The 25,087-nt window shown below is 60.7% G+C and carries 28 protein-coding genes; 12 read left to right on the top strand and 16 right to left on the bottom strand.

What is annotated here, in order from left to right; translation table 11 throughout:
- Positions 1 to 8: 8 nt before the first annotated feature.
- Positions 9 to 473 (top strand): TIGR02444 family protein, encoded by a 465-nt coding sequence (locus FFS64_RS22450; RefSeq protein WP_137807223.1) that lies wholly within the window; start codon positions 9 to 11, stop codon positions 471 to 473.
- Here FFS64_RS22450 and FFS64_RS31455 read toward each other — a convergent pair.
- Entirely contained in the window at positions 470 to 1,618 is a 1,149-nt protein-coding gene (locus tag FFS64_RS31455) for an AlgP family protein (RefSeq protein WP_137807222.1), read from the bottom strand. The two genes, FFS64_RS22450 and FFS64_RS31455, sit on opposite strands and share 4 nt — an antisense overlap.
- 192 nt (positions 1,619 to 1,810) lie before the next feature.
- Between FFS64_RS31455 and FFS64_RS22440 the strand changes: the two genes are divergently transcribed.
- Complete coding sequence (locus FFS64_RS22440; protein ID WP_137807221.1) at positions 1,811 to 2,476, top strand: FKBP-type peptidyl-prolyl cis-trans isomerase; 666 nt, start codon at positions 1,811 to 1,813, stop codon at positions 2,474 to 2,476.
- 60 nt (positions 2,477 to 2,536) lie between these two features.
- On the opposite strand, the gene rsd is transcribed toward FFS64_RS22440, so the two are convergent.
- From rsd to FFS64_RS22405, 7 genes are all read right to left on the bottom strand, one after another.
- Positions 2,537 to 2,995, bottom strand: coding sequence for a sigma D regulator (rsd, locus tag FFS64_RS22435; protein WP_095196242.1), 459 nt, complete (start codon positions 2,993 to 2,995; stop codon positions 2,537 to 2,539).
- Positions 2,996 to 3,172: 177 nt separating this feature from the next.
- The gene (locus FFS64_RS22430) at positions 3,173 to 3,724 is read right to left on the bottom strand and encodes a disulfide bond formation protein B (RefSeq protein WP_137807220.1); all 552 of its coding nucleotides are present in this window, start codon (positions 3,722 to 3,724) and stop codon (positions 3,173 to 3,175) included.
- Positions 3,725 to 4,013: 289 nt separating this feature from the next.
- Positions 4,014 to 5,252, bottom strand: a complete 1,239-nt coding sequence (locus FFS64_RS22425; RefSeq protein WP_137807219.1) for a heme biosynthesis protein HemY — start codon at positions 5,250 to 5,252, stop codon at positions 4,014 to 4,016.
- Positions 5,249 to 6,409, bottom strand: coding sequence for a uroporphyrinogen-III C-methyltransferase (locus FFS64_RS22420; protein WP_137807218.1), 1,161 nt, complete (start codon positions 6,407 to 6,409; stop codon positions 5,249 to 5,251). The genes FFS64_RS22425 and FFS64_RS22420 overlap by 4 nt, the downstream gene beginning before the upstream one ends.
- A gap of 16 nt (positions 6,410 to 6,425) precedes the next feature.
- On the bottom strand, positions 6,426 to 7,193 hold the full coding sequence (locus tag FFS64_RS22415) for a uroporphyrinogen-III synthase (protein WP_137807217.1): 768 nt from the start codon (positions 7,191 to 7,193) through the stop codon (positions 6,426 to 6,428).
- On the bottom strand, positions 7,190 to 8,131 hold the full coding sequence (gene hemC / locus FFS64_RS22410) for a hydroxymethylbilane synthase (protein ID WP_137807216.1): 942 nt from the start codon (positions 8,129 to 8,131) through the stop codon (positions 7,190 to 7,192). Before hemC ends, FFS64_RS22415 begins: the two co-directional genes overlap by 4 nt.
- A 138-nt stretch (positions 8,132 to 8,269) precedes the next feature.
- A complete protein-coding gene (locus FFS64_RS22405) occupies positions 8,270 to 9,016 on the bottom strand; it encodes a LytTR family DNA-binding domain-containing protein (protein WP_075946453.1) in 747 nt (248 codons plus the stop codon).
- A 453-nt stretch (positions 9,017 to 9,469) separates the two neighbouring features.
- Between FFS64_RS22405 and argH the strand changes: the two genes are divergently transcribed.
- A complete protein-coding gene (gene argH, locus FFS64_RS22400; protein WP_137807215.1) occupies positions 9,470 to 10,864 on the top strand; it encodes an argininosuccinate lyase in 1,395 nt (464 codons plus the stop codon).
- Positions 10,865 to 10,915: 51 nt separating this feature from the next.
- Here the strand turns inward: argH and FFS64_RS22395 are convergent, their stop codons facing one another.
- Together FFS64_RS22395 and FFS64_RS22390 are read right to left on the bottom strand one after the other, a co-directional pair.
- Entirely contained in the window at positions 10,916 to 11,590 is a 675-nt protein-coding gene (locus tag FFS64_RS22395; protein ID WP_137807214.1) for a glutathione S-transferase family protein, read from the bottom strand.
- A gap of 209 nt (positions 11,591 to 11,799) precedes the next feature.
- Positions 11,800 to 12,459, bottom strand: coding sequence for a glutathione S-transferase (locus FFS64_RS22390; protein ID WP_137807213.1), 660 nt, complete (start codon positions 12,457 to 12,459; stop codon positions 11,800 to 11,802).
- Positions 12,460 to 12,583: 124 nt separating this feature from the next.
- On the opposite strand from FFS64_RS22390, the gene FFS64_RS22385 reads away from it, so the two are divergent.
- From FFS64_RS22385 to FFS64_RS22375, 3 genes are all read left to right on the top strand, one after another.
- Positions 12,584 to 12,880, top strand: a complete 297-nt coding sequence (locus tag FFS64_RS22385; protein WP_095196232.1) for a hypothetical protein — start codon at positions 12,584 to 12,586, stop codon at positions 12,878 to 12,880.
- Between the two features lie 242 nt (positions 12,881 to 13,122).
- On the top strand, positions 13,123 to 13,368 hold the full coding sequence (locus FFS64_RS22380) for a TIGR02647 family protein (protein WP_095196231.1): 246 nt from the start codon (positions 13,123 to 13,125) through the stop codon (positions 13,366 to 13,368).
- Between the two features lie 192 nt (positions 13,369 to 13,560).
- Positions 13,561 to 16,407 (top strand): class I adenylate cyclase, encoded by a 2,847-nt coding sequence (locus tag FFS64_RS22375; RefSeq protein ID WP_137807212.1) that lies wholly within the window; start codon positions 13,561 to 13,563, stop codon positions 16,405 to 16,407.
- Between the two features lie 7 nt (positions 16,408 to 16,414).
- Here the strand turns inward: FFS64_RS22375 and rnk are convergent, their stop codons facing one another.
- The 3 genes from rnk to cyaY form a co-directional block, all read right to left on the bottom strand.
- Positions 16,415 to 16,825 carry a nucleoside diphosphate kinase regulator gene (rnk, locus tag FFS64_RS22370; protein ID WP_095196229.1) on the bottom strand — a complete coding sequence of 137 codons (411 nt, stop codon included), beginning with the start codon at positions 16,823 to 16,825 and terminating at the stop codon, positions 16,415 to 16,417.
- A 143-nt stretch (positions 16,826 to 16,968) separates the two neighbouring features.
- Positions 16,969 to 17,196 (bottom strand): DUF1289 domain-containing protein, encoded by a 228-nt coding sequence (locus FFS64_RS22365; protein WP_137807211.1) that lies wholly within the window; start codon positions 17,194 to 17,196, stop codon positions 16,969 to 16,971.
- 4 nt (positions 17,197 to 17,200) lie between these two features.
- The gene (gene cyaY / locus FFS64_RS22360) at positions 17,201 to 17,533 is read right to left on the bottom strand and encodes an iron donor protein CyaY (RefSeq protein WP_137807210.1); all 333 of its coding nucleotides are present in this window, start codon (positions 17,531 to 17,533) and stop codon (positions 17,201 to 17,203) included.
- A 327-nt stretch (positions 17,534 to 17,860) separates the two neighbouring features.
- Between cyaY and FFS64_RS22355 the strand changes: the two genes are divergently transcribed.
- From FFS64_RS22355 to FFS64_RS22330, 6 genes are read left to right on the top strand one after another with little or no spacing between them, the layout of a single operon-like run.
- Entirely contained in the window at positions 17,861 to 18,034 is a 174-nt protein-coding gene (locus FFS64_RS22355) for a lipoprotein (protein ID WP_137807209.1), read from the top strand.
- Positions 18,035 to 18,043: 9 nt separating this feature from the next.
- Complete coding sequence (gene lysA / locus FFS64_RS22350; RefSeq protein ID WP_095196225.1) at positions 18,044 to 19,291, top strand: diaminopimelate decarboxylase; 1,248 nt, start codon at positions 18,044 to 18,046, stop codon at positions 19,289 to 19,291.
- Between the two features lie 4 nt (positions 19,292 to 19,295).
- Positions 19,296 to 20,126: a diaminopimelate epimerase gene (dapF, locus tag FFS64_RS22345; protein ID WP_137807208.1), complete on the top strand. Its 831-nt coding sequence runs from the start codon at positions 19,296 to 19,298 to the stop codon at positions 20,124 to 20,126.
- Positions 20,127 to 20,139: 13 nt separating this feature from the next.
- Complete coding sequence (locus FFS64_RS22340; RefSeq protein ID WP_095196223.1) at positions 20,140 to 20,865, top strand: DUF484 family protein; 726 nt, start codon at positions 20,140 to 20,142, stop codon at positions 20,863 to 20,865.
- 2 nt (positions 20,866 to 20,867) lie between these two features.
- The gene (gene xerC, locus FFS64_RS22335; RefSeq protein WP_137807207.1) at positions 20,868 to 21,767 is read left to right on the top strand and encodes a tyrosine recombinase XerC; all 900 of its coding nucleotides are present in this window, start codon (positions 20,868 to 20,870) and stop codon (positions 21,765 to 21,767) included.
- Positions 21,764 to 22,471, top strand: coding sequence for an HAD family hydrolase (locus FFS64_RS22330; RefSeq protein ID WP_137807206.1), 708 nt, complete (start codon positions 21,764 to 21,766; stop codon positions 22,469 to 22,471). Before xerC ends, FFS64_RS22330 begins: the two co-directional genes overlap by 4 nt.
- Before the next feature lie 200 nt (positions 22,472 to 22,671).
- Here FFS64_RS22330 and sutA read toward each other — a convergent pair whose 3' ends face one another.
- The 3 genes from sutA to FFS64_RS22315 form a co-directional block, all read right to left on the bottom strand.
- On the bottom strand, positions 22,672 to 22,995 hold the full coding sequence (sutA, locus tag FFS64_RS22325; RefSeq protein WP_007980816.1) for a transcriptional regulator SutA: 324 nt from the start codon (positions 22,993 to 22,995) through the stop codon (positions 22,672 to 22,674).
- Between the two features lie 101 nt (positions 22,996 to 23,096).
- Positions 23,097 to 23,522, bottom strand: coding sequence for a secondary thiamine-phosphate synthase enzyme YjbQ (locus FFS64_RS22320; protein WP_137807205.1), 426 nt, complete (start codon positions 23,520 to 23,522; stop codon positions 23,097 to 23,099).
- Positions 23,523 to 23,737: 215 nt separating this feature from the next.
- Positions 23,738 to 25,075, bottom strand: coding sequence for an ammonium transporter (locus FFS64_RS22315; protein ID WP_137807204.1), 1,338 nt, complete (start codon positions 25,073 to 25,075; stop codon positions 23,738 to 23,740).
- Positions 25,076 to 25,087 lie beyond the last annotated feature (12 nt).

Below are 25,087 nucleotides of genomic sequence, written 5' to 3'. Positions count from 1 at the left end.
GTAGCACTATGTCCTCTGACCTGTGGAGCTTTTCCCTGGCCCTTTACGCCCGTCCGGGTGTCGAACAGGCGTGTCTGCACTTGCAGACGGCGGGCGCCAATGTGTGCCTGCTGCTGTGCGGCGCATGGCTGGATCAGCGGGGAGTCGCCTGCAATGATCAACGCTTGCTACAACTTCGCAGCCTGATTGAGCCTTGGGACGCCGATGTCGTGCAGCCGTTACGGGCTTTACGCACGCAATGGAAAACCGCTGCAACGAGCGATGCCGAGCTGCACTCGCTGCGCGAACAAGTGAAGGCCTTGGAACTGGAAGCCGAACGGCATCTGTTGTTGCGACTGGAGCGAGGGGCACAGGATTGGCCGCAACATGAAGTGAGCGATCAATCGGCCTGGCTGAAAGGTATGGCAGTGGGCGCCACCCCATCGGTCCGCGACGCGCTGCATGAGCTGCGCGTCGCGGTGACCGGCACTTAGGAAGCGCTGGTTGGGGTGGTGGCGGAGTTCGACGAAGCGACTGGCGTTGGCGCAGTGGTGGCTGTCGAAGTGGTTGCTGTTGGCGCAGGAGCAGCCGAAGCAGATGGCGCTGGCGTCGCTGGCTTGGCAGCAGGCGCTAGGGTCGGCTTGGCGGCAGCGGCCGGTTTTTTCACAGCAGGTTTTGCCACTGGTTTTGCAGCCGGTTTGGCAGCGGCAGGTTTGACTGCAGTTTTCACTGCAGCAGGTTTTGCAGCAGTGGCTGGCTTGGCGGCTGGTTTCGCTGCGGCAGGTCGTGCGGCAGTGGCTGGCTTGGCGGCCGCAGGTTTTGCAGCAGCAGTTTTCGCAGCCGGTTTAGCGGTTGCTTTTGCAGCCGGCTTGGCAGCCGTTTTAGCCGCCACAGGTTTTGCGGCTGGCTTGGCAGCAGGTTTCGCAGCGGCAGTTTTAGCAGCGGGTTTTACGGTTGGTTTTGCGGCTGGTTTTGCAGCGGCGGTTTTCGCCACGGCAGGTTTCGCAGCAGCAGTTCTGGTAACTGGTTTAGCAGCAGCCGGTTTGGCGGCAGGTTTGGCAGCGGCAGTTCTGGCAGCTGGTTTTGCAGCGCTGGCAGCAACCGGTTTTTTCGCCGCAGGTTTTGCTGCGGCTTTCACCGGTGCTTTGGCAACCGGTTTGGCGGCAGACTTGGCCGGAGCTTTTGCAGCAACCGGTTTGGCAGCGGCTTTCTTAGCAGGGGCCGCAGCAGGCTTGGCCGCACGCAGGGACAATGCCTTGCCGACAGCCTCTTGTACACGACCGACACCCTGGGCCAGTTTCAGGCTTTCTTGAGCGTCGCGCTTGAGTTGCAGGATGTAGCCGCGAGTGTCCGACTGACGCTCCTTGAGGGCATCAAGCAGGTCTTCGAGCTGCTTCACTCCGTCCCTGGCCTTGGCTTGTGCCTTGGCCTTTCCGGCGGCTGCAGCGTCCTGCAATTTGGTGCGGGATTTGTGCAATTTTTCCTGCGCTTTTCCGCGCTGTTTTTCCAGTTTGGCGAGCAGTTTTTCAGCATCAGCCAAGGCTTCGGAACAAGCGGTTTCCAGATGCTCGAGCAAGCTGCCCGAGAGTTGTTGGAGTAAGTGCAACGGGGTATTTACAGGCTTCTTGGTGGCCGACATGGTTTACCTCCTGGCTGACGTGGGTGCGGCTCATACTAGACCTCTGCTGCTACCGCCGCTAGGGCATCTTGACAGTATCCAAAGCGTTGCGTTGCAACGGAGCGAAAATGTTCTGCGCTTGAACAAAAGCAGTTCACCGTCGAACGCATTCTCACTGGCATAATCGCCCGCATCTCAGGTCGGAGAGTGCCCATGTCGCGCTACCTTTTTTTATCGCTGTGCGTGATTTTTTCCGCGGCCCAGGCCGCTGAAAAAACCCAGGAAAATGACACTCACGATCTCGCTTACAGCCTGGGTGCGAGCCTCGGTGAACGCTTGCGCCAGGAGGTTCCCGACCTTCAACTCAAAGCGCTGGTCGAAGGTCTGCAGCAAGCTTATCAAGGCAAACCCCTGGCCCTGAAAGACGAGCAGATCGAACAGATCCTGACCGAGCACGAAGCCCGGGTTGCCATGCAAACACCTGCTCCGCAAAACGAACTCGCGCTGGAAAACGAGCAACGCTTTCTCGCCAGGGAAAAAGCCAAACCCGGTACTCGCGAACTGGAGGACGGAATCCTGCTGACAGAGTTGGCACCGGGGACTGGCGCCAAGGCGGGACCGAACGGCAAGGTGCAGGTGCTTTATGTCGGACGCCTGCCCGACGGCACAGTATTCGACCAGAACAATCAGCCACAGTGGTTCAGTCTCGATAGCGTGATCAGTGGCTGGCGCAGCGCGCTGCAAAACATGCCGGTCGGTGCCAAATGGCGCCTGGTGATTCCATCGGCACAGGCCTATGGCGCCGACGGTGCAGGCGACCTGATCGCGCCGTTCACGCCGCTGGTGTTCGAAGTCGAATTACGCGGCGCCACCAGCTGATCGCGCAAATGAAAAACGGCGCGCCTTGGCGCACCGTTTCGGGGTCTTGCGGTGAACGATTCAGGCCTGGACCGAATCGGTTTCCTTGTGAGCGGTGTGCAGCACTTCGATCAGGCAGTCTTCCAGTTCGAAGCGTTCGTGCAACAGGCCGCCAAGCTCCTTGAACTTCTCCGCGACACACTTTCCTTCATCGCATAGATCGTTGAACGCGAGGAGTTTCTCGGTGATGACGTCGATGCGCGGGTAGAGGGTCTCGGCGAGTTCCAGACCACGTTTGTCGTTGAAGGCCTTGGCCTCCCCCGTCAGCTGTTCATAGATTTCGAAGTGGCCGGCAGACACGTAATCGACCAGTACGCCGCAGAACTCCAGCAGAGGTTTGCGGTTATCACCCAGAGCCTCAGGCTTTGCGCCAAGTGCGTCATAGGCCCCGATCAGTTCTCGACGCTCCTGCAACCAGCGATCGATCAGCAGATGTACTCCACCCCAACGTTCCTGAGCATTCTGACAACTTTCGAGCATGGCGTTCTCTCTTCCCTTGTGGGTCATGCTGCTCTACATCCGTCGTACTCCTGATGATCAGGAGTCGCCCAGGCAGAGCGTCATCGAGCAACATAAATCCAATGACACGTGCGGGCCAGATTATGCCCGCACGACGGTGGCTTCAAGGTACGCAGGCGATAAAGTTCATACAAGTGTTTAATCACCCGCCAGGGTCCGGGGCGACGAGTCGCCGCCGAGCGGTCTGCGCACCTTGATCCAGACATGGCGCAACAGCTGATAAGTACCCAGAATCGACATCGCAACGAAGAACAGCAAACTCCACTCCGGGATGCTCAGGTCGAACAGCGTCCAGGAGATCTGCCCACAATCGATGGTGCCTTCGAGCATCTGCTGCACAACACAGATCCACGGCGTACTGGCGAACAGGTCAACCAGGTTGGGTGCACAGGTTGATAATTGATGCACTGGATCGCTTTGCAACAGCACTTGCCGCCACGCCGTGACCGTACCTGCCAGACTGCATAGCAGGCTGAGCAGCCAATAGAGAGCAGAACCGAGGCGACCTGGCCCCTGCACAGCGGCCATCAAACAGGCACCTGTCAGCAGCGCAAGGCAAATCCTCTGCAACAGGCACAAGCCGCAAGGCTTGAGGCCGATCGCATACTCCAGATAGTAGGACACGCCCAGGACCAGGGCGCCCGCAACGAAAACCGTGAAGAACAAGGAGCGTGTGCAGGCCAAAGACATGGCTTTTCCGTAGCAATAAGGACCGACGGCTACGGTAGAGGAAAGCGCGCTGGCGTTTCAAGGCAGGCTGACAGGGACAGTTCAACAGGGGTGTAGGGAATTCCCGACAGCATCTGGAGGATCAGGCGTAGTCCTTTGTAGGACTCTGCTGAAGACGCAATCAGACGTAGAAAATCAGACGTTGAAATACATGAGTTGTGGCATTGGGGCCGCTTCGCGGCCCAGCGGGACGGTTCAGCGTTCCGACAAGCTCCCTCGCCACAAGGTCATCCTTTGAAGCCCGGCTCTATCAAGCGCGAACGGGCACCGGCAACGGTGCCGCCAGCAAGCGCTCATCGAGCAAGCCCAAACCTTCCTGGAACAGCTGATTACTACGCTCGGTGTCACCCATTTGCGCAAGCAGCCGAGCCAGTTCGGCACAGGCTTCCGGGTTGCGCTGCACGCGCAGACTGCTTTCCAGATAGTCCCGGGCCTTGCCCCACAGGCTGCTTTGCAGGCACAGGCGCCCCAGCGTCAGCAGCAAGCTCGGGTCGGCGGGATGATCCTTGAGCCAGCCTTCGGCGAGCTGCAACTGGCGAGCCGGATCACTGCCACGAACCAGTCCGTAGAGACGAGCAAGGTGACTGTCGTAGTTGCGCTTGAGTGCAGTGCGCAAAACCTCCTCGGCCTCGACCTGCGCCCCCAGTTGCCGCAGCTGCTCGGCATAGGCCAGCACCAGTTGCGGCTCCTGACGCTGGGCCGAAGTCAGCTGCTGCCAGGCGCGATTGAGTGATTGCAAGCCGACAGTCCCATCCTCTTCCTGATGCGCCGCCAAAGACAGATTCTTGCCCCAGGCACGGCGTTCCAGCTCGGCCAGCTCGGCCGGCGGCAGGACCTTGTCCTTGCGCAGTTCCGGCAGCAGGCGAATCACTGCCGACCAGTCGCCCCGTTGCTGGTGCAGGCGCTGCAACTGGCGCAGGGTCTGTGCGTTACGAGGGTGGCGCTCGTGCATGGCTTGCAGAGTCGTCAGGGCACCTTCGGTATCGCCGCGGTCGGTCTGCAATTGCGCGTGGTTCAGGGCGATCGCCAACTCGGCCTGGGGCTGACGTTCCAGCGCACGTTCCAGCAAGCTGTCGCTCTCTTCGTAATGCCCTTGTTCATTCGCGGCACGGGCAGCGCCGAGGTAATAAAGCAGCGGCTGGCGCTCAGCTTCCGCAGCTCGATACAAATGACGCTGCGCACTGGCCCAGCGACCCTCGGCCAAGTCCAGCTGACCATGTTCGATCGCCACCTGTACCCGGCGACTGCGGTTGCGCCGTGACCATGGATTGACCACGCCGCCGGACGTCGTCACCAGTTCGATCAACGCCTTGATGCCCCAGAACACCAGCCAGAGTACGGCGACCAGCGCCAGCGTCGCCCACAGGCTCGACTCAAAGCGGAAGCTTTTATAGGCAATCAACACGTAACCGGAATGCTCGGCAATCGCCAACCCCAGCGCCGCCGCGGCGGCAATGGCCAGAAACACGATCACATACAGGCGCTTCATGGCGTGGCCTCCTGCGCGGCGTTCGCGGCAGGCTTGGCCAGCGGTTTGATCGAGTCTTCGGCGTTAACGTTGCGTCGCTCCAGATACCCCTGAACCGCGCTCAGCGTACCGGTCAGATCCGGAGTCACCACGGTGACAGGCTGCTTGCTCAGTTCGGCCACCTGTTCAAGCATCACTTTGCTCTGCGGGTTGTCCGGGTTGAAGTTGCCCTTGAGTACGTCCCGTGCCTCGTCCAGCGCCTGGCTGTAAACCGCCGCCTGGCCATTGAGCGCGGCCCATTGCGCCTGCTCCAGTGCCAGGCTCAGTGCCAGACGCACTTGGCTCAGGCTCTGCCCGGCGAGCAACGGGCGGACATTTTTATCGGCGTTGAAATCGATACGGATGTAGCGCGAGATCTGATCCCACCACTGAGCCCAGCGGCTGGCGCCGTCGCCGTCGGCGGTCAGGCCCAGCAGGGATTCGCCGCGGTCCTTGTACTCGGGGGCCAGCTCGGTGAGGCCAACCACCTGATCGCGCAGCGCACCCAGGCGCAGGAACAGCCCGGTGCGATCCGGCTGTTCGGTGCTGCGCAAGGCCACCAGGGTTTTCGCCACCTGTTCGCGAGCGGCGAAGGCACCGGGGTCATTTTGTTCGCGAAGAATTTCGTCGGCGCCCTGGACCAGGGCCTGGGCACTGCTGATGTCCTGCAACGCAGACAGGCGCAGGCTGGCCAGACGCAGCAAGTGCTCGGCTTCGGCCAGGCGCCAGTCCTTGCGACTGGCCCCGAGGACGGTTTCCAGACGCTGATTGAGTCGTTGCTGATCGCCCTGCAGTTGAATCACCAGACGACTGCGCTCTTCCAGTACATCGGCGCCGGGCAATTGCTCCAGGCGCGCGCTCAGGCGCTGCTCATTGAGTTTCAGGCTTTGCGTCTCGTCGCTCAACGCTTGCACCTGGCTCAAGTGCTGCTGATTGGTCGCTTGCAGATGACGCACCTGCCAGACACCCCAACCACCCACTGCGACACCGGCAGCACCCAGCAGCAGCGCGACGATTGCCAGCCCATTGCCTCGGCGCTGCACGGCATCACGTGGCGGCGGCACTTCATCAACAGGAGCATCGACTGGTGCATCGAGCACTGGCCGGACGTCATCTTTAGGCAAGGCTGTTTCGCTCACGTATCCATCCTTTGCATTAGAGAACGGGCACGGGATGCTCCCGTAACGCCGTCAGCAAAGCCGCGGCACTGGCGCCACGACAATCCACAACTGTCAGGGCCCCGGCGGCACGTGCCAGCTCAGCGACCCTGGGGCTTGGTACAAACAACGGCATCCGCGCCAACTGCGGCCAGGCATCGCCAGCCAATTGATGCAGGTGCTCAAAACCCTGTCCACTGCTGACCACCAGTGCATTCAGGCGTTCCGCTTCGATCAGTTCCGACAGCGCTGCCGGCGGGTATGACGGCAGCTCGCGGCGGTACAACTCCAGATACTCGACACTAGCACCTCGCTCTCGCAAGCGCTCAGCCAGCCACTCGCGACCACCCTCCCCACGCAGGATCAGCACACGCGGATCAGGCCGGGCGACAGCCTCGCGCAAATTCGCCAGCTCAAGCAAGGCTTCACTGTCATCGCCTTCCTCCGGGAAGCTCACGTCCAGGCCGCGATCCTGAAGAATCTGCGCCGTCGCCGCACCGACGCTGAACCACTTCACACGCGGTGTTTGCGAGCAATACCGGTCGAGCAGTTCGATGCCGATCCTTGCGGCGGGCTTGCTGACCACGATCAATGCACAATAGCGATCCAGGCCTCGGATCACGTCACGCATTGTGTCAGAGGCGGAGATCGGCACGATGTCCAAAAGCGGCAAGCTGCTACTGAAAATCCCCTGTTCGGCCAAGAGACCACTCAGCACCGCCGACTCATCCGCCGGACGCGTCAGCAGCAGGCGCCAGCCTGTCACTCGTGACCCGCCTCGCCATAGACCGCTTTCAGAATGTCAGCGGCACCTTGGCTCAACAGGTCTTCGGCCACGCGCACCCCCAGGGCCTCGGCATCGCCACGCGGCGCACGCGCCTGGGCACTGAGCAACAGACCGCCACTCGGATCACCCACCAGGCCACGCAACCAGACCTGCTCGCCTTCAAGTACGGCGTAGCAGGCGATCGGCACCTGGCAGCCGCCATTCAGGTGTTTGTTAAGAGCACGTTCGGCGGTCACACGGATGGCGGTGTCCTGATGATGCAGTGGTGCGAGCAACGCGTGAATTTCGCTGTCAGCGCTGCGGCACTCGATCCCCACCGCGCCCTGGCCACCGGCCGGCAGACTGTCGTCGACACTGATGGCCGAGGTGATGCGATCCTCAAATCCCAGCCGGATCAAACCGGCGGACGCGAGGATAATAGCGTCGTATTCGCCAGCATCGAGCTTGGCCAGGCGAGTGTTGACGTTGCCGCGCAGGAAACGGATTTCCAGGTCCGGACGACGAGTCAGCAACTGGGCCTGACGGCGCAGGCTAGAGGTACCGACGATGCTGCCGGGCGGCAACGCCTCAAGGCTGGCATAGGTATTGGAGACGAATGCATCACGCGGGTCTTCGCGCTCGCAGATACAGAACAGGCCCAGGCCTTGCGGGAAGTCCATCGGCACGTCTTTCATGGAGTGCACGGCGATGTCGGCTTCGTTTTCCAGCAGCGCGGTTTCCAGCTCTTTGACGAACAGGCCCTTGCCGCCGATTTTCGACAACGGCGAGTCGAGCAGCTTGTCGCCACGACTGACCATCGGAACCAGCGTCACGAGCAGGCCCGGATGGGCCTCTTCCAGACGGGCTTTGACGTATTCGGCCTGCCACAGGGCGAGAGCACTTTTGCGGGTGGCGATGCGGATCTGGCGAGAGGACATGGATCAATCCGTACTGAATAGATACGGCAGATAATAACAGCTCAGCCAAATCCACTTTGACTTGTATCAGAAACTACTCGGCCTCCCTGGCCCCGGATGTCCGGCAATCGGGTGTGAAATCCGCCTGCGATCAGCGAATCAAAGCTGTTGCATCATCTTCCGTACGCCGGCCACATGGCGCCGACTGACAATCAATGCGTCGCCGTTCAGGCCTTTGAGGAACAGCTGGAAATGCCCCAGAGGCGTTCGTTGCAAGCGCTCGATGCGCTCGCGCGCGACCAGTGCATTGCGGTGGATACGCACGAAACGGTCACCAAATTCGTCTTCGAGGGCCTTGAGCGGCTCATCGAGCAACACTTCGCCGGCTTCGTGGCGCAAGGTCACGTACTTGTGATCGGCGATAAAGTAGACCACCTGATCCAGCGGAATCAGCTCGATCCCCTTTCGGGTGCGGGCGCTGATATGGCTGCGAGGGCCACTGCCACTTTCGGCGGCCGGACGGGTCAGGGCCGAGAGTTGGACACGATTGGGGCGTTCGGCTTTTTTTAATGCGTCATGTAAATGTTCAGTTCTCACCGGTTTCACCAGATAGCCTACGGCGCTAGCCTGTAAGGCTTCCACGGCAAATTCATCGGGCCCCGTGCAAAACACCACGGCGGGCGGGGTTTCGCGTTCGCACAGTCGAGCGGCCACTTGCAGGCCATCGAGGCCTGGCATGCGGATATCGAGCAACACGATATCCGGCTTATGGCTGTCGATCAGTGCCAGCGCTTCTTCGCCATTCGTGGCGCTAGGCTCCAGGACACTGTATCCCTCGAGTTCACCAACCATTCGGCTCAGGCGCTCGCGGGCAAGGGGGTCGTCATCAACGATCAGGACATTCATATTGCGCTGGATTCCTGCGTGAGTCTCGCACAAGGATAGCGTAGACAGGTGAAGTGACGTCCGTCACCGCGATCCACGCTAAGACTAGCGCGAGCGTCAAAAAGTGCCGCTGGTCCGACGGCTAAATTTTCATCTGCCGGGCGATTGGCGGCCCAGGCCCGCATTGGCGACACATCGCCACAGGGTTTGCTGATACGCAATATGGACACCCCTCTTCTTATAGTCAGCGTCTGCACCGAGAAGTGCGCTGATCCTACTGTCCAACTGTAGACGGTTGCCGGGACGTTATTGCTCAATTGAAAAATATCGTTGTGCAATTCCCCCAAGACTTGCCCAGCGCATGGCTTACAGCCTGAAAAACCAGTCGACCAGCGTCAGCGACAGGCTTGGCAACCCTGTTATTATCCGCGGCAGCTTTAACGCCATCTTTCTTCAGCCGATACGAGCGAATTCATGAGCACTGACAAGACCAATCAGTCCTGGGGCGGCCGCTTCAGTGAACCCGTCGACGCCTTCGTCGCCCGCTTCACCGCCTCCGTCACCTTCGACCAGCGCCTGTATCGCCACGACATCATGGGCTCGATCGCCCACGCCACCATGCTGGCCAAGGTCGGCGTGCTGACGGATGCCGAGCGCGACAGCATCACCGATGGCCTGAAGACCATCCAGGGTGAAATCGAGGCCGGCCAGTTCGACTGGCGCGTCGACCTCGAAGACGTGCACATGAACATCGAGGCGCGCCTGACCGACCGCATCGGCGTGACCGGTAAAAAGCTGCACACCGGCCGCAGCCGTAACGACCAGGTCGCCACCGACATCCGCCTATGGTTGCGCGATGAGATCGACCTGATCCTGGGCGAAATCACCCGCCTGCAAAAAGGCTTGCTGGAGCAGGCCGAGCGCGAAGCCGGCAGCATCATGCCTGGCTTCACCCACCTGCAAACCGCGCAACCGGTGACCTTCGGGCACCACATGCTGGCTTGGTTCGAAATGCTCAGCCGCGACTACGAACGCCTGGTCGACTGCCGCAAGCGCACCAACCGCATGCCACTGGGCAGCGCTGCACTGGCCGGCACCACCTACCCGATCGACCGCGAATACACCGCCCAACTGCTGGGCTTCGACGCGGTCGGTGGCAACTCCCTGGACAACGTGTCCGATCGCGACTTCGCCATCGAATTCTGTTCGGCTGCGAGCATCGCGATGATGCACCTGTCGCGCTTCTCCGAAGAGCTGGTGCTGTGGACCAGCGCGCAGTTCCAGTTCATCGATCTGCCGGACCGCTTCTGCACCGGCAGCTCGATCATGCCGCAAAAGAAAAACCCGGACGTGCCGGAGCTGGTGCGCGGCAAGACCGGTCGTGTGTTCGGTGCACTGATGGGTCTGCTGACCCTGATGAAAGGCCAGCCGCTGGCCTACAACAAGGACAACCAGGAAGACAAGGAACCGCTGTTCGACGCCGCCGATACCCTGCGCGACTCGTTGCGGGCCTTTGCCGACATGATCCCGGCGATCAAGCCCAAGCACGCCATGATGCGCGAAGCGGCGCTGCGCGGTTTCTCCACCGCGACCGACCTGGCCGACTACCTGGTGCGTCGCGGCCTGCCATTCCGTGACTGCCACGAAATCGTCGGCCATGCCGTGAAGTACGGCGTGGAAACCGGCAAGGACCTGGCGGAAATGAGCCTGGAAGAACTGCGCAAGTTCAGCGACCAGATCGATCAGGACGTGTTCGCCGTGCTGACACTGGAAGGTTCGGTCAATGCCCGCAATCACATCGGCGGTACTGCGCCGGCGCAGGTGAAGGCTGCCGTGGCTCGCGGTCAGGCTTTACTCGCCAGCCGTTGAGACAACAGTAAGGCCTGAGCCTGATGGTTATGACCATCGGGCTCATCCTTTTCAGCGATCTGAATTTCCCACAGCCCTCACCCGCTCCAGAAAGGCAGGCGCTTCAGCCTGTCGATCAGCGGCGACTCTTTGCACGTTCGGATTTTCGGCCAAGCGCTCCAACAGCGCCTTGGCGCCGGGCATATCGGTCAGGAAGTCGATGTCGAACAAGCGTTTTCCGACGTCCACCGCCAGGTCGACACTGTAGAGAAAGTACAAGTCGGCCAGGGTGAACTGCTCTCCCGCCACAAACGGCGCAAACCGCGCCCGCTGCTTCAGCGCTGCGAACCCTTTGATCAAATCCCGTTCGGCCTTGGCCTTCAGCGCTCCAGGCGTCGGCCTGCCGCCGAAAAACACCTCGACATAGCAGACCCGCGCGGGCAGCTCGATGTACAACTCGATCTCCTTGGCCAACGCCCGCACACTGGCCCGCGCAAACGGATCTGCCGGAAGCAGAGCCATGCCCGCCTGGGTTTCCTCGATGAAATCGAGGATGGCATCCGTTTCACTTAAAAAACCCTGCGCGGTTTCCAGCACCGGCACCTTGCCACGGGGGCTGACGGCAAGAATCTCCGGGTTCTGGCACCCGTGGAAGGGCACGGTTTGAAAAGGCACGCCTTTTTCCAGGAGTGCCAACTTGACCATATTGAAGTAGTTACTGGCCGCAAAACCATAAAGCTTGAGCATCACCGGGTCTCCTTGACCGTGGGGGTCTCTGATCGAAAATCGATCCGATGCTCAAGGTAAACAGTGGCCAGAATCCGGGAAGATTTCGGTTATTACCGAGTAAGTCAAAAGCACCTGAGGGCGCTGCCTGACAAGGGTGAAGGCAATATGAGGCAAAAAATTGCGAATCTCCTGACACACATTGGCGACACCCGGACTACACCTTTGGCTTATTTTTTGGAAGCGACCATCGCCATGAACGCTGGCATCGCCGCTTCCCGATCCGCCGAAATCCGTTGGACATTTGCATTGTCCCCAAGACGATCCAGCAATTCCTTGGCTGCGGGCAGCTCCGCCAACAGATCGATATCAAACAGCTTTTTCGCCACCGCACAGGCCAATGGCACGCTGTACAGGAAGTACAAATCCGCCACGCTCAGACTGTCGCCCGCCACGTAAGGGCTGAACTTGCCGTGCCGACCCAGGGATGCAATCCCCAGCAGCAGCTCGGCTTTGGTTTTTTCCTTGATCGCATCCGGTAGCGTCATGCCGAAAAACGCTTCGGGATAACAGGCGCGAGCAGGCAGTTCGATATAAAGCTCGATCTCTTTGGACAGCGCCAGCACCTGCGCCCGCTCAAAGGGATCGCTCGGTAGCAGTGGTGTGCCTTTCTGGCTTTGCTCGATGTATTCGAGGATCACGCTGGTTTCATTGATGAAACCCTGTTCGACGCCCAGTACCGGTACTTTGCCACGGGGGCTGATGGCCAGCGCCTCGGGAGTCTGGCCGGCGTAAAACGGCACCTCTTCGAATGGCAGTCCTTTTTCCAGTAACGCCAGCTTGACCATGTTGTAGTAGTTGCTGACGGAAAATCCATAAAGCTTGAGCATCACAAAGCCTCCAGGCCGTGCAGGGGTTGGCAGTGCCTGTTATAGAACGCCGGGAGCGTTCTCGCCAGCAGCATCACAGCCCTGAATGCGGGTAAACTGGCCACCTTTCCTAGAGGAGCCTGCCATGAGCGAGCCAACCCCCGGCACCAGCCAAGACGACATCGACGAAGAAGAGTTCGCCGAGAACACGCTGATCGAAGCCATCGAAAACCAGATCGAAAGCGAAAACCCGCCAGCGGCCAAGGCGACGTTCAACAAGCTGACACTGGTGGGTTATGAGCGCGAGGAAATCCTCAACTTGATGGCCCACGTATTAGCGGTAGAAATCGACGCGATCCTCGAAGAAGACCGCGCGTTCAACACCGAATGGTACGAAGCTGCGCTGCGCGCACTGCCAGAGTTGCCGCCGGAAAAGAAATAACCCCCGCCCTCCTGTAGGAGCGAGCTCGCTCGCGAAAAACCCGAAAGCGCCACTGTGCAGCTGGTTTTACGCGTAATCGTTCAAGACCATCGCGAGCAGAGTTCGCTCCTACAGAAAACCACCCCGATTCCGGGGAATGCATCCCCCGGCGAAAAAAGGCTGTCTCGAGCACTGGACATGCCGCACCGGCGGGTTCACCTTAGGGGCGCTGTCGTCCAATTCCTAGAAAGTCTGGAGTCCTTATGTCGCTTACCCCTGAGTTGGTTGCCGAACTGGAAATCCTCGCACTCTTCAACCTGGACAGTTCCCAGGAAGGCCTGAAAATTCATCAGACCGCTGCCCCGAAAGCCATTGCCGCCGCCCAACGCCTGTACGAAAAAGAACTGATTGACCAGCCCGATGGTGGTTATCTGACCAGCCTGGGACGTGATGCCGCGCAAAGTGTGCAAACCGTGCTCACTATTCTGAAAGCCGAAGAAACAGCCTGAATTCCAACGCATCGCCCACGGAAACCTCTGCCAGGGGATTTCCGCGGGCCCTCTCTGCTGCCCGACGTCGCCACGCGATATAAATCTGACGCCAGAAAAACAAAATCAGCTTAAATGTCCCGGGACCGAGGCGCTAAACTGCCCTCACCCGAGAGCCCCACATCCGAGCCCTGCGAGCCGGTTTGAGCTGACATGACCCGCAACCATGAAATCCGCCCCGATCTGGACGAGGGAATTGACCGCAAGGTTCTCAGCCAGCTGCGCGCACGTTTTCTCAAACTCAACGAAGGCCGCATGGCGCGCGCCCTGGAGGGTTTGTCGACCCGCCAGCAAGGGGTGCTCAACCTTCTGCCGTTGTTTTTCCACGTCAATCATCCGCTGTTGCCGGGTTATGTTTCAGGCAGCACACCGGCCGGACTGTCGAATTTCGAACCCGACGCCAACGTCCTCGCCGAAGCCCAACGCCTGACCCGCTCGTTTTCCTATAAGCCACGCCATGGCAGCAACCCGCCACGACCGATTCACGGCCTGTTCCTGATGGGTAGCCTCGGCACCCTCGCCCAGGCCGACCAGAGCGACATGGATGTGTGGGTGTGTCACAGCTCGGATTTGAGCGAGAACGAACTCGGCGAACTGCGCAAGAAATGTCAGCTGCTTGAAGCCTGGGCTGCCAGCCAGGGCGCCGAGGCGCACTTCTTCCTGATCGACCCGGCCCGTTTCGTGAGAGGCGAGCGCGACAATCAACTCAGTACCGAAAATTGCGGCACCACCCAGCACTACTTGCTGCTCGACGAGTTCTATCGCACCGCGATCTGGCTGGCCGGGCGTACGCCGATCTGGTGGCTGGTACCGGTCTATGAAGAAGCGAGTTACGACCGCTACATCCATACGCTGCTGTCAAAGCGCTTCATCCGCGCCGACGAAACCCTCGACCTGGGACCGCTGGCGTTCATTCCGCCCGGCGAGTTCATCGGCGCCGGTCTGTGGCAACTGTTCAAGGGCATCGAGTCGCCTTACAAATCGGTCCTCAAGTTGCTGCTGACCGAGGTGTACGCCAGTGAACACCCGAGGGTCCAGTGCCTGAGCCTGCGCTTCAAGCAAGCCGTGTTTGCCAACCGGCTTGACCTCGATGAACTGGACCCCTACGTGGTGGTTTACCGGCGCATCGAGGAATACCTCATCGCCCGCAACGAACCCGAACGCCTGGAACTGGTGCGGCGCGCGCTCTATCTGAAGGTCAATCGCAAGCTCACCGGCAGCAGCGGCCGTACCCAGGGCTGGCAACGCTCGCTGCTCGAGCGCCTGGCCCACGAATGGCGATGGGACCAACGCCAGCTGGCCTTGCTCGACAGCCGTAGCCAGTGGAAAGTCCGTCAGGTCAGCTCCGAACGCCGAGCCCTGGTCAACGAGCTGAATTACAGTTATCGCTTCCTGACCCAGTTCGCCCGCAACGAACAAACCGTCAGCCTGATCAACAAGCGCGACCTCAGCGTACTGGGTCGACGACTCTACGCGGCCTTCGAGCGCAAGGCGGACAAGGTCGAGTTCATCAACCCGGGCATCGCCCCGGATCTGGCCGAAGACACCCTGACGCTGGTGCACGCGGTAAACAAGAAAGAACCGGGGCAATCTCAGTGGGGCCTGTACAACGGCAGCCTGACCGCTCTTGAGTGGGAGCATTTCGCCCCGATCAAGCGCAGCCGCCAATTGCTCGAACTGCTCACCTGGTGCCACCGCAACGGTGTGATCGACAGCAGCACCCGCCTGGCCTTGCACCCCGGCGGTAGCGACCTGAGCGAATTCGAGCTGTTCAACCTGCTCGGCAGCCTGCAACAGACCATTGCCCTGCCTCTGCCGACCGTCGCTGAAGAGCCCTTGCTGCGGGCCAGCGTGCCCTGCGAAGTGCTGATTCTGGTAAACGTCGGTGTCGATCCGCTCAAGCATCACCGCGACCTGAACATCCTGATGACCACCGAGCGCACCGACTCCCTGAGTTACGCCGGGGTTCGGGAAAACCTGGTGCTGACCCTGGACCAGGTCACGCTCAACAGCTGGAACGAAGTATTGGTCAGCCGCTTCGACGGCCCTCACGCCCTGCTCGATTGCCTGCGCGATTATCTCAACAACCTGCCGGAGGGCCGGCGGCAACCCCGATTGCGCGTGCGCTGCTTCTGCCACAACCGCGCGCAGTTCATCGCCCAGCGTGTCGAGGACATCCTCGACACGGCGCAGAACCTGCTGCTTAGCAAGCTCAATCACCGCTACCTGATTCAGGTCCAGCAGCATTACCACGTGCTGGAGCTGGTGCCCGGCCAGGTCAGGCACGTCGCCCTCGCCACGCTGCCGGCGCTCTACGATTACCTGAGCGAGGACCTGACCCGCTACAGCCCGCTGCACCTGGACTCGATGGCACTCGAAGACCACGACCTCGCACTGCTCCTGCCCATGGGCCAGCCGGATTGCATTCAGGTGTTCTACCGGATCAACGAAGACCAGGCCGATCTGTACGTGCTGGATGAATTCAATGCCTTGTGGCAGCAACGCTTGCCATGGCACGACGAGCAAAGCCTGCTGGTGCCGCTGCAACGATTCCTGCAATCGATCCAGTACCGGCGCGAGGCCTTGTTGCCGATGGACGCCACTCAGCCCCGGAGCCTGGAGAGCCTGTATTACCAGATCCTGCCGTCAAGTACAGGCCGGGCGCGCCGGGTCGAAGCCCGTCCGGCACCGCAAACACCGGTCAACAAACCGTTCTATGACGTACAGGCGATCGTCGGCAAAGCCGCGCAGGGCAAGGCGCACGTCACCTTGTACTGTAATCAACGGGAGTTTTCAGAGCTGGAGCATGGCGACCAACTGTTCAGTATGGTCGCCCGGGAGATCGTCGAGCAGCGCCGCGAGACCGAGCGCTACCGCTGCTACATCACCGATCTGGACCTGTCGGGCCTGCTCGGTGATGGTCATGGCTCAAGCAATCTGTATCTGCGTTACAAGGCCGATCTGGAGCGCGCATTGAACGAGGCGCTCGGGCAGGTCTGATTGGTCGTTACTCCGGAAAGTCGCCACCGTTGGCCGGTTGCGATTCAACTTCCAGCAAGGTCAGTTTCAGGGTCTTTCCGCCCGGTGCCGGCCAATCGATGTGCTGTCCGACCTTCAGACCGAGCAACGCACTGCCCACTGGCGCCAGAATGGAAATCTTGCCTTCGTCGGCATTGGCATCCTTGGGGTAAACCAGGGTCAGGTGATAGTCCTTGCCGCTGATCTCTTCACGGCAGTGAACGCGGGAATTCATGGTCACGACATCGGCGGGCACTTCATCGTGGCCGACCAGCGTGTCGGCGCGATCCAGCTCGGTTTGCAGCGCAATAACGCCCGGCAGGGTTTCATCCAGGCTGTCGATCAGACGCTCCAGACGCTGGACGTCCAGACGGGTAAGGGTGATGGAAGGTGCGGTCATGATCAGGGCAGACTCCTTTCTTCTGCACGAAAAAAGCAAAACCCCGCCAGAAAAAGGCGGGGTTTTCACGAGCCTCGATGGGTTGAGGCTTATCTGGACACTATCACAGCTCAAAAAATATACAAGCCGCCACCCGGCAGCTCCTACAGTGGATTTGCGGTGTTCTTGCGATTTGAGGCTTGCGCGCAAATCACCCGCCGCCGCTCATCATCGGCCGAGCGCCATTCACGGATGTCTTCGACATGGCGGAAACAACCGAGACAGATTTTCTGCTCATCCAGTCGACACACACCGCTGCATGGCGACGGCACCGCCGGGCTGACATTGCTGTAGAGCGGCTTGGGCGGACGAGCGGGGGCTAGCTGGGTCACGGCCTCACAGACCTTCGAAATCGAATTCGACACCGGCCTGTTGCTTGACGATGCGCTCAAGCATTTCGCCCAACTGCTCTTCGCTCTTGTCGCACATCCAGCGTTCGCTCTCTTCGTCGTAGTCGAAGTGGAAGCCGCCGGACACCGCCGCCAGCCACAACTGCCGCAACGGCTCCTGACGGCTGAAGATCAACTGAGTGCCGTTTTCGAACTTGACGGTCAGCACACCGGCCGAACTCTCCAGATCGATATCCAGGTCGCTTTCGTCAAAGATGTCCTCCAGGGTTTGCTGGGTGGCATCGACCAGATCGTGGAAACGGGCTTCGGACAAACTCATTACGGCAACCTCAAAAAGTGTCTGATCAGGCTCAAGCGCCGCAAGATACGGGCGAGCCCCGGTGATTGCAAAGGATAACGACCAAGCGCCGATATCGGTACTCCGAACGCTGTACCTGTGGGAGCGGGCTTGTTCGCGAAGGCGGTGGTTCAGTCTACAACTGTGTTGAATGTGCCGGCCTCTTCGCGGGCAAGCCCGCTCCCACAGGGATCGCACATGGCTGCTGGATCGTGCGAAGGCCCGCCGGACGGGAGCCGCATCGCATAGGCAAGCTGCCGGGTGGCCGGTATACTCCGGCGCAATTAATGCATTTTCAAGGATTTCGCCATGAAGCGCCTGATCTCTTCCCTTGCTGCGCTCCTCGCGGTTGCCTGCCTTGTGTCGGCCTGCGGTCAAAAAGGCCCGCTGTACCTGCCCGACGAAGACCAGGATCCTGCAGAGCAGGCCCAGTCCTCGCAAAAGCAGCCGTCCAAGTCGCACAAGCACGACGTCTACCAATAAGGGAACCTCATGGACGCTTTTAACTACCGTGACGGTGAACTGTTCGCGGAAGGTGTTGCCCTGTCTGCCATCGCCGATCGCTTTGGTACACCGACCTATGTTTATTCCCGTGCCCACATCGAAGCCCAATACCTGGCTTACGCCGATGCGCTGGCCGGCATGCCGCACCTGGTCTGCTTCGCGGTCAAGGCCAACTCCAACCTCGGTGTACTGAATGTCCTGGCGCGTCTGGGCGCCGGTTTCGACATCGTGTCCCGTGGCGAACTGGAACGCGTACTGGCCGCTGGCGGCAGCGCCGACAAGATCGTGTTCTCCGGCGTCGGCAAGACCCGTGACGACATGCGTCGCGCCCTGGAAGTCGGCGTGCACTGCTTCAACGTTGAATCCACCGATGAGCTCGAACGCCTGCAAGTGGTCGCCGCCGAGCTGGGCGTTCGTGCGCCGATCTCGCTGCGCGTGAACCCGGACGTCGATGCCGGCACTCACCCGTACATTTCCACCGGTCTCAAAGAGAACAAGTTCGGCATCGCCATCGCCGACGCCGAAGACGTGTACGTGCGTGCCGCGCAGCTGCCGAACCTGGAAGTGGTCGGCGTCGATTGCCATATCGGTTCGCAACTGACCACCCTGCCGCCGTTCATCGACGCCCTCGACCGCCTGCTGGGCCTGGTCGACCGCCTCGGCGATTGCGGCATCTACCTGCGTCACATCGACCTCGGTGGCGGTTTGGGCGTGCGTTATCGCGATGAAGAGCCGCCATTGGCCGGCGACTACATCAAAGCCGTGCGCGAGCGTCTCGACGGTCGCGATCTGGCGCTGGTGTTCGAGCCGGGCCGCTTCATCGTGGCCAACGCCGGCGTGCTGCTGACTCAGGTCGAGTACCTCAAGCACACCGAACACAAAGACTTCGCCATCGTCGATGCGGCCATGAACGACCTGATCCGCCCGGCGTTATATCAGGCCTGGATGGACGTCACCGCCGTGCGCCCGCGCAGCACCCCTGCCCGCGCCTACGACATCGTCGGCCCGATCTGCGAAACCGGCGACTTCCTGGCCAAAGAGCGTGAACTGGCCCTGGAAGAAGGCGATCTGCTCGCCGTGCATTCGGCCGGCGCCTACGGGTTTGTCATGAGTTCCAACTACAACACCCGCGGCCGCGCCGCCGAAGTGTTGGTGGACGGTGATCAGGCATTTGAAGTGCGTCGCCGTGAGACGGTAGCCGAGTTGTTTGCTGGCGAAAGCCTGCTGCCGGAGTAAAACCATGCTGCTGCGTTTCACCAAGATGCACGGCTTGGGCAATGACTTCATGGTCCTCGACCTGGTCAGCCAGCACGCGCACATTCTGCCCAAGCACGCCAAGTTGTGGGGCGATCGGCATACCGGTATCGGTTTCGACCAACTGCTGATCGTCGAAGCGCCAAGCAACCCGGACGTGGATTTCCGCTATCGGATCTTCAACTCCGATGGCTCCGAAGTGGAACAGTGCGGTAACGGAGCACGCTGCTTCGCCCGTTTTGTACTCGACAAGCGCCTGACCGCAAAGCGGCAGATCCGTGTCGAGACCAAAAGTGGCATCATCGAACTGGATGTTCGCAACGACGGGCAGATCGGCGTCAACATGGGTGCCCCGCGCCTGGTGCCGGCGGATATTCCGTTCCAGGCGCCGGAGCAGGCCCTGAGCTATCAGGTCGACGTCGACGGTGCGCCGGTCGAGCTGGCCGCAGTGTCCATGGGCAACCCCCATGCCGTACTGCGGGTCAGCGACATCAACAACGCACCGGTGCATGAACTGGGGCCGAAAATCGAAAATCACCCGCGCTTTCCGGCACGGGTCAATGTCGGTTTTCTCCAGGTCATCGACCGGGGCCGCGCGCAATTGCGCGTCTGGGAACGCGGAGCCGGGGAAACCCAGGCCTGCGGTACCGGCGCCTGCGCCGCCGCAGTGGCCGCGATCAGCCAGGGGTGGATGGATTCGCCGCTATTGATCGACCTGCCTGGCGGGCGCCTGTCCATTGAATGGGCAGGCCCTGGCCAACCGGTCATGATGACCGGCCCGGCAGTGCGCGTATACGAAGGACAAGTGCGTCTTTGAGTGAGCCGAAGCCATGACCGATAAGCCTCAGGTACCCGCCCGACAGCCCGACGAATCAGCGTCCGAAAGCCTGGAGGCGGCGGCGATTGCCGCGTACCTGGAGGCTCATCCGGATTTCTTCGTCGAGCACGAAGAACTGCTGCCGGCCTTGCGCATTCCCCACCGACGCGGCGATACCGTGTCCCTGGTCGAACGGCAGATGACCATTCTGCGCGACCGCAATATCGAGTTGCGCCACCGCCTTTCGCACTTGATGGACGTGGCCCGTGACAACGACCGCCTCTTCGACAAGACCCGTCGCCTGATTCTCGCACTAATGGACGCCAGCACCCTGGAAGACGTGGTGATGTGCGTCGAAGACAGCCTGCGCCAGGACTTCCAGGTGCCTTTCGTCAGCCTGATCCTGCTCGGCGACAACGCCATGCCGGTCGGCCGCTGGGTCACCCACGCCGAAGCACAAGTGGCCATTGGCGGCTTGTTGCAGGAAGACAAGAGCGTCAGCGGCAGCTTGCGCGAGCACGAACTGGACTTCCTGTTCGGCGAAGAACAGCGCAAGCAGATCGGTTCCACCGCCGTCGTCGCCATCACCCACCAAGGCATCCACGGCATCCTGGCCATTGCCAGCCGTGATCCGCAGCACTACAAAAGCTCGGTGGGCACGCTGTTCCTGAGCTACATCGCCGAAGTCATGGGCCGCGTGCTGCCACGGATCAACAGCTCCCTGCGCTCGGTACGCTGATCATGGAACGGCAACTGGACGCTTACTGCGAACACCTGCGCAGTGAGCGGCAGGTGTCGCCGCACACGCTATCGGCCTACCGCCGAGACCTGGACAAGGTGTTGGGCTGGTGCGTCAAACAGAACATCGGCAGCTGGGCCGCCCTGGACATCCAGCGCCTGCGCAGCCTGATCGCCCGCCTGCATGCCCAAGGCCAATCCTCCCGCAGCCTGGCGCGGCTGCTGTCGGCGGTGCGCGGGCTCTATCATTATCTGAACCGCGAAGGTCTTTGCGACCACGATCCGGCCAACGGCCTGGCACCGCCCAAGGGTGAACGCCGCCTGCCGAAAACCCTCGACACCGACCGCGCACTGCAACTGCTTGAGGGTGGAGTCGAAGACGACTTTCTGGCGCGTCGGGATCAGGCGATTCTTGAACTCTTCTACTCCTCCGGGTTGCGGCTGTCGGAGCTGACCGGGTTGAATCTTGACCAGCTTGATTTGGCGGACGGCATGGTCCAGGTACTCGGCAAGGGCAGCAAGACCCGACTGTTGCCGGTGGGCAAGAAGGCGCGCGAGGCGCTGGAACTGTGGCTGCCCTTGCGGGCACTGGCCAACCCGGCGGACGATGCGGTGTTCGTCAGCCAGCAAGGGCGACGCCTGGGGCCGCGGGCCATTCAGCTGCGGGTTAAAGCGGCGGGCGAACGAGAACTGGGGCAAAACCTGCACCCGCACATGTTGCGGCACTCTTTTGCCAGCCATTTGCTGGAGTCCTCCCAGGACCTGCGGGCGGTGCAGGAACTGCTCGGGCACTCGGACATCAAGACCACCCAGATCTACACCCACTTGGACTTCCAGCACCTGGCCACGGTCTACGACAGCGCCCATCCACGGGCCAAACGCATTAAAGGCGATGATTCATGACTCTCCAACTGATCACCTTCGACCTCGATGACACCCTGTGGGACACCGCCCCGGTGATCGTCAGTGCCGAAGCCGTATTGCGTGAATGGCTGACCGCACATGCGCCCAACCTGGGTGCAGTCCCGGTGGAACATCTGTGGGCCATTCGCGAACGCATCCTGAGCAACGAGCCGAGCCTCAAACACCGTATCAGTGCCCTGCGCCGGCGTGTGTTGTTCCACGCACTGGAAGAGGCCGGTTATTCCCATGCCGAAGCATCAGACCTGGCCGACCAGAGTTTCGAAGTGTTCCTGCATGCCCGGCATCAGCTGGAAATCTTCCCGGAGGTGCAACCGACCCTGGAGGTGCTGGCCAACCACTACGCTCTGGGCGTGGTCACCAATGGCAACGCCGATGTACGGCGGCTGGGGCTGGCGGACTACTTCAAGTTTGCGTTGTGCGCCGAAGACATCGGCATCGCCAAACCCGATGCGCGACTGTTCCATGAGGCATTGCAACGCGGCGGTGCAACCCCTGAGACGGCGGTGCATATCGGTGATCATCCGGGTGACGATATTGCCGGCGCCCAACAAGCGGGGCTGCGGGCGATCTGGTTCAACCCCTCGGGCAAAATCTGGGAGGCCGAGCGCTTGCCGGATGCCGAGATCCGCAGCCTGACCGAGCTGCCGGCGTTGTTGGCGTTGTGGAATGCATTGTCAGCCTGACACAGAATCCTGTGGGAGCGAGCCTGCTCGCGAAGGCGGTGGGTCATCCCACATCGATTTTGAATGTGACGGCCTCTTCGTCGGAACGCCGCCCGGAGCCGGCTCGCTCCCACAAGGGATCGTGTTGAATTCAGCTGTTTGTTTCAGGCATGAAAAAGCCCGCAGCGACGGCGGGCTTTTTCAGCAAGCGCGAAGCAGGCTCAGATAGGCCGGCTGCCGTACTTGTTGTCAGGCTTCTTGGGCGGATCGGCGACCACGTTGGCCTCCACTTCCTGCACCTTGCCGCCACGAGCCAGGAACTCTTCCATGGCCTTGGCCAGGGCGTCACGTTCCTTGTTCTTGGCTTCAACACTCGGCAGCTCATCGACCGATACCGCTGCCTTGGCCTTGCCTTTGGCGGTCGGAACGGGGGCATCGCCGCCGTCGTCTTCAGCCACGTCTTCGGCCGCTGCTTCCAGACCTTCTTCGGTTTCGTCGTCGTCGCCTACTTCGAGGTCGTCGTTTTCCAGATCATCGTCGCTCATGTTCTACCTCATGACTTGCGAAAAGCAGATTAGTTATAGCCCAGCTTTGCCCTCTGTCGAAGGCTGCCGGAAAAATTCAATAACCGCTGGTGACCAGCGGTTCATGCCTCTTCACCGTGCACGGTGGCGAGGACTTTACGGGCACCGCCAAAATCACGGTGCTCGCCCAGGTAAACGCCTTGCCAGGTCCCTAACGCCAGTCGGCCCGCCGAGATCGGCAAACTGAGCTGACAGCCAAGCACGCTGGCCTTGAAGTGCGCCGGGAGGTCGTCCAGGCCTTCGTCGTTATGCTCATAGCCGTCTGTTCCTTGTGGGATCAGACGATTGAAAAATCGTTCGAAGTCGCGACGTACCGCCGGATCGGCGTTCTCGTTGATGGTCAACGACGCCGAGGTATGCTGTAGCCACAAATGCAACAGACCAACCCGACATACCTTGAGTTCAGGCAGGCCGGCGAGTAACTCGTCCGTTACCAGATGAAAGCCCCGGGGCCTCGCCCGCAGGGTTATCAGAGTCTGTTGCCACATACAGTTCTCCGCACGTTCGGGGCGCATTCTAGCGCGCTCTGGGAAAAAACAAAGGCCCTAATAATCCTTCAATCGTGTAAGCCTTCGGCGGCACAAAAACACGCATCGTAAACGTTCACAAAGCTGTAAGAAAAAACCTTTCAGCCGTCCTTTCAATGATAAATCGCGGACAAAAAAATGCCCGGCAAGCCGGGCAAATTTTTTCATGCGCGTGCTTACAAGTTGTAGCCGCGTTCGTTGTGAAGTGCCAGATCGATGCCGACCGACTCTTCTTCTTCGGTGATGCGCAGGCCCATGACAGCATCCAGGACTTTGAGGATGATGTAAGTGACGATCGCGGTGTAGATCACCGTGAAGCCCACGCCTTTGCACTGAATCCACACTTGTGCGGCGATGTCGGTCACGGTGCCGAAGCCACCCAGGGACGGTGCAGCGAATACACCGGTCAGGATCGCGCCGAGGATACCGCCGATGCCATGCACGCCGAAGGCGTCGAGGGAGTCGTCATAACCCATTTTGCGTTTCAGGGTGGTGGCGCAGAAGAAGCACACCACGCCTGCGGCCAGGCCGATCACCAGAGCGCCCATCGGGCCTACGGTGCCAGCGGCTGGCGTGATGGCGACCAGGCCGGCAACCACACCCGAGGCGATGCCCAGTGCGCTTGGTTTACCGTGAGTGATCCACTCGGCGAACATCCAGCCCAGCGCAGCGGCGGCAGTCGCAATCTGGGTGACCAGCATCGCCATGCCAGCAGTACCGTTGGCGGCTGCGGCGGAGCCGGCGTTGAAGCCGAACCAGCCGATCCACAGCATCGCAGCGCCCATCAGGGTGTAACCGAGGTTGTGCGGAGCCATCGGGGTGGTCGGGAAGCCTTTGCGCTTGCCCAGCACCAGGCAGGCGATCAGGCCGGCCACACCGGCGTTGATGTGCACCACGGTGCCGCCGGCGAAGTCCAGCACGCCCCAGTCCCACATCAGGCCGCCGTTGCCGGACCAAACCATGTGCGCAATCGGTGCGTAAACCAGGGTGAACCAGATACCCATGAAGATCAGCATCGCGGAGAACTTCATGCGCTCGGCGAAGGCACCGACGATCAGCGCCGGGGTGATGATGGCAAAGGTCATCTGGAAGGTGATGAACACCGCTTCAGGGAACAGCGCCGCCGGGCCGGTCAGGCTGGATGGCGTGACACCGGCCAGGAATGCCTTGCCCATGCCACCGAAGAAGGAGTTGAAGTTGACGACGCCCTGTTCCATGCCGGTGGTGTCGAACGCGATGCTGTAGCCATAAATGACCCACAGGACGCTGATCAGACCGGTAATGGCGAAGCACTGCATCATCACGGAAAGAATGTTTTTCGACCGAACCATGCCGCCGTAGAACAGCGCGAGGCCGGGAATGGTCATGAACAGCACGAGAGCTGTCGAGGTCAACATCCAGGCGGTATCGCCGGAGTTGAGGACTGGGGCCGCCACTTCGTCTGCCGCCATGGCCAGGCCGGGCATTACGAGGGACAACAGGGCTCCTAGCCCTGCGATTTTACGCAGAGTCATATTGTTTTCTCC

Source organism: Pseudomonas sp. G(2018), from assembly GCF_005502415.1.
Lineage (GTDB): Bacteria > Pseudomonadota > Gammaproteobacteria > Pseudomonadales > Pseudomonadaceae > Aquipseudomonas.
This window is presented reverse-complemented; position numbering and strand designations above follow the sequence as displayed.

Bases quoted from the DNA above. Each gene is read 5' to 3' on its own strand.
- FFS64_RS22450 (WP_137807223.1), top strand. From the start codon at position 9: ATGTCCTCTGACCTGTGGAGCTTTTCCCTGGCCCTTTACGCCCGTCCG.
- FFS64_RS31455 (WP_137807222.1), bottom strand. From the start codon at position 1,618: ATGTCGGCCACCAAGAAGCCTGTAAATACCCCGTTGCACTTACTCCAA.
- FFS64_RS22440 (WP_137807221.1), top strand. From the start codon at position 1,811: ATGTCGCGCTACCTTTTTTTATCGCTGTGCGTGATTTTTTCCGCGGCC.
- rsd (WP_095196242.1), bottom strand. From the start codon at position 2,995: ATGCTCGAAAGTTGTCAGAATGCTCAGGAACGTTGGGGTGGAGTACAT.
- FFS64_RS22430 (WP_137807220.1), bottom strand. From the start codon at position 3,724: ATGTCTTTGGCCTGCACACGCTCCTTGTTCTTCACGGTTTTCGTTGCG.
- FFS64_RS22425 (WP_137807219.1), bottom strand. From the start codon at position 5,252: ATGAAGCGCCTGTATGTGATCGTGTTTCTGGCCATTGCCGCCGCGGCG.
- hemC (WP_137807216.1), bottom strand. From the start codon at position 8,131: ATGTCCTCTCGCCAGATCCGCATCGCCACCCGCAAAAGTGCTCTCGCC.
- FFS64_RS22405 (WP_075946453.1), bottom strand. From the start codon at position 9,016: ATGAATGTCCTGATCGTTGATGACGACCCCCTTGCCCGCGAGCGCCTG.
- argH (WP_137807215.1), top strand. From the start codon at position 9,470: ATGAGCACTGACAAGACCAATCAGTCCTGGGGCGGCCGCTTCAGTGAA.
- FFS64_RS22395 (WP_137807214.1), bottom strand. From the start codon at position 11,590: ATGCTCAAGCTTTATGGTTTTGCGGCCAGTAACTACTTCAATATGGTC.
- FFS64_RS22390 (WP_137807213.1), bottom strand. From the start codon at position 12,459: ATGCTCAAGCTTTATGGATTTTCCGTCAGCAACTACTACAACATGGTC.
- FFS64_RS22385 (WP_095196232.1), top strand. From the start codon at position 12,584: ATGAGCGAGCCAACCCCCGGCACCAGCCAAGACGACATCGACGAAGAA.
- FFS64_RS22380 (WP_095196231.1), top strand. From the start codon at position 13,123: ATGTCGCTTACCCCTGAGTTGGTTGCCGAACTGGAAATCCTCGCACTC.
- FFS64_RS22375 (WP_137807212.1), top strand. From the start codon at position 13,561: ATGACCCGCAACCATGAAATCCGCCCCGATCTGGACGAGGGAATTGAC.
- rnk (WP_095196229.1), bottom strand. From the start codon at position 16,825: ATGACCGCACCTTCCATCACCCTTACCCGTCTGGACGTCCAGCGTCTG.
- cyaY (WP_137807210.1), bottom strand. From the start codon at position 17,533: ATGAGTTTGTCCGAAGCCCGTTTCCACGATCTGGTCGATGCCACCCAG.
- FFS64_RS22355 (WP_137807209.1), top strand. From the start codon at position 17,861: ATGAAGCGCCTGATCTCTTCCCTTGCTGCGCTCCTCGCGGTTGCCTGC.
- lysA (WP_095196225.1), top strand. From the start codon at position 18,044: ATGGACGCTTTTAACTACCGTGACGGTGAACTGTTCGCGGAAGGTGTT.
- dapF (WP_137807208.1), top strand. From the start codon at position 19,296: ATGCTGCTGCGTTTCACCAAGATGCACGGCTTGGGCAATGACTTCATG.
- FFS64_RS22340 (WP_095196223.1), top strand. From the start codon at position 20,140: ATGACCGATAAGCCTCAGGTACCCGCCCGACAGCCCGACGAATCAGCG.
- xerC (WP_137807207.1), top strand. From the start codon at position 20,868: ATGGAACGGCAACTGGACGCTTACTGCGAACACCTGCGCAGTGAGCGG.
- FFS64_RS22330 (WP_137807206.1), top strand. From the start codon at position 21,764: ATGACTCTCCAACTGATCACCTTCGACCTCGATGACACCCTGTGGGAC.
- sutA (WP_007980816.1), bottom strand. From the start codon at position 22,995: ATGAGCGACGATGATCTGGAAAACGACGACCTCGAAGTAGGCGACGAC.
- FFS64_RS22320 (WP_137807205.1), bottom strand. From the start codon at position 23,522: ATGTGGCAACAGACTCTGATAACCCTGCGGGCGAGGCCCCGGGGCTTT.
- FFS64_RS22315 (WP_137807204.1), bottom strand. From the start codon at position 25,075: ATGACTCTGCGTAAAATCGCAGGGCTAGGAGCCCTGTTGTCCCTCGTA.